Here is a 2551-nt window from a genome sequence, read left to right on the forward strand (position 1 = left end):
CGCCGCCCTGGGGGCCGAGCGGATGTTCCTGGAGGTGGCCGAGGGCAACGTCGCCGCCCGCGCCCTCTACGCCCGAAGCGGCTTCGTCGAGATGGGGCGCCGTCGCGGCTATTATTCGCATGCGGACGGACGCCGCAAGGACGCGCTGACGCTTGTCCTGAACTTCCCTGAATAGCTTCCATAAGGCGACGGTACAGCCTATCTTCGCCGCCATGGACCGGATCGAAAAACTCTGCGCCGAACGCGGCATGCGCATGACTGAGCAACGTCGGGTGATCGCCCGCGTCCTGTCGAACGCCGAAGACCACCCCGATGTGGAAGAGCTGTATCGCCGCGCCTCGGCGATCGACCCGCACATCTCCATCGCCACCGTCTATCGCACAGTGCGTTTGTTCGAAGAGGCGGGCGTGGTCGAAAAGCACGACTTCGGCGACGGCCGCAGCCGCTATGAAGAGGCGGGCGACGACCACCACGACCACCTGATCGACACCAAGACGGGCGAGGTCATTGAATTCTTCGACGCCGAGATCGAGCGGCTGAAGGCCGAGATCGCGCGCAAGCTGGGCTATGAGCTGGTCGGCCATAAGCTGGAGCTCTACGGCCACGTCATCCCCGGCGCCGAGCCGGTGGAGCGTGAGGGCCTGATCTACAAGCGCCGCCCGCGCGACGAGACCGAAGACTGACCGCCGTCAGTCTTCACATCGTCTTGCCGTCGTCGATTTCGGCGATCATAAGCCGTGCATGACTGATACGCTCGACACTCCCGCCCCGGCGGACGCTGGCGCATCTGAGGCGAGCGCCGCGCCCAAGCGCCTGTTCATCAAGACCTATGGTTGTCAGATGAACGTCTATGACTCGGAGCGCATGGCGGATGTGCTGCGCCCGTTGGGCTATGCCTCGACCGAAACGCCGGAAGACGCCGACTTCGTCATCCTGAACACCTGCCACATTCGCGAGAAGGCGGCGGAGAAGGTCTATTCCGAACTCGGCAAGCTACGGGAAATGCGGGACCGTCGCGTGGCGGCGGGACAGGGCGGCATGACCATCGCCGTGGCCGGCTGCGTCGCCCAGGCCGAGGGCGAGGAGATCATGAAGCGCCAGCCGGCGGTCGATCTGGTGGTCGGGCCTCAGGCCTATCACCAGCTGCCGGAACTGCTGACCCGCACGGCGCGGGCGCGGGGCGAGCGCATCGGCGCCGACTTCGCGCCGAATGAGAAGTTCGACGCCCTGCCCGCGACGCGCGGCACGGAGGGGGTGACGGCCTTCCTGACGGTGCAGGAGGGTTGCGACAAGTTCTGCACCTTCTGCGTCGTGCCCTATACGCGCGGCGCCGAATGGTCGCGGCCGGTGGCGGCGGTGCTGGCCGAGGCCCGGTCCCTAGCCGACCGGGGCGTGCGCGAAGTCACCCTGCTGGGCCAGAACGTCAACGCCTATGACGGCGAAGGGCCGGATGGAAAGCCGTTCACCCTGGCGAAGCTGGCCTACGCCCTGGCGGCCATCCCCGGCATCGACCGCATCCGCTATACGACCAGTCATCCGAACGACATGTCGGACGATCTGATCGCGGCGCACGGCGAACTGGACGCCCTGATGCCTTATCTGCACCTGCCGGTGCAGGCGGGGTCGGACCGCATCCTGCGCCTGATGAACCGCAAGCACGGGCGGCAGAAGTATTTCGACCTGATCGACCGCATCCGCGAGGCGCGGCCCGACATGGCGATGGCGGGCGACTTCATCGTCGGCTTCCCCGGCGAGACGGATCGCGATTTCGAGGACACCATGGATTTGGTGCGGCGGGTGAACTACGCCAGCGCCTTCTCCTTCATGTATTCGCCGCGTCCCGGCACGCCCGCCGCGACCATGGCGGTCCAGGTGCCGGACGCCGTGGCCAAAGAGCGTCTGCACGCCCTGCAAGGCCTGCTGACCGAGCAACAGGTCGCCTTCAACCAGTCGCTGGCCGGGCGCGTCCTGCCGGTGCTGTTCGAGAAGAAGGGCCGCCACGGCGCCCAGGCGATCGGCCGCTCGCCCTATCTGCAATCGGTCCACGTCGACGACGCGGATCAACTGATCGGCCGGATCGTTCCGGTCGAGATCATCAGCGGTCAGCAGAACAGCCTGTCCGGCCGCCTGATCCAGACGAACTGACGCCTTTTCCGCCACGCGCCGTGTGCGGGATGGGAACACGCAATAACGTCCCTCAGGCAGCCTCGCACCGCATGCGAGGCGACAGGGACTCTTAAGGAGACCTCATGGCGCGAGAGTCCGAGTTCCTGTCCCTCAGCGATGAGGCGTTGCGCGCTGTCATCGGGCCGCAGAGCCGTCACCTGGCTCTGATCGAGGACGCCTTCAAGGTGCTGGTCGAGACGCCGGGCGGCGGGGTGTCGATCAACGGCTCGACGCGGGATCGCGCCCAGGCGCGCCGGGTGATCGAGGCTCTGTCCAACCGGGCCGAGGCGGGCGCCGAGATCACCGAGGCCGACGTGCGCACCGCCCTGGGCGCCGCCGTGACCCAGCCGCGCGCCGAACCGGCGGGCCGCAGCCCAGGTCGCAG

Annotated in this window: 2 protein-coding genes and 1 pseudogene; all 3 read left to right on the plus strand. The window is 67.2% G+C overall.

The genetic code is table 11. The features are described 5' to 3' along the window. Nucleotides 1-212 precede the first annotated feature (212 nt). Nucleotides 213-683: a Fur family transcriptional regulator gene (locus B2Y21_RS06765; protein ID WP_003166535.1), complete on the plus strand. Its 471-nt coding sequence runs from the start codon at nt 213-215 to the stop codon at nt 681-683. Nucleotides 684-741: 58 nt separating this feature from the next. After that, nucleotides 742-2145, plus strand: coding sequence for a tRNA (N6-isopentenyl adenosine(37)-C2)-methylthiotransferase MiaB (gene miaB, locus B2Y21_RS06770; protein WP_292058204.1), 1404 nt, complete (start codon nt 742-744; stop codon nt 2143-2145). Nucleotides 2146-2249: 104 nt separating this feature from the next. Beyond that, a pseudogene (locus tag B2Y21_RS06775) lies at nt 2250-2551 on the plus strand (PhoH family protein); the annotation flags it as partial.

This window comes from Brevundimonas sp. UBA5936 (assembly GCA_002430835.1).
Classification (GTDB): Bacteria; Pseudomonadota; Alphaproteobacteria; order Caulobacterales; family Caulobacteraceae; genus Brevundimonas.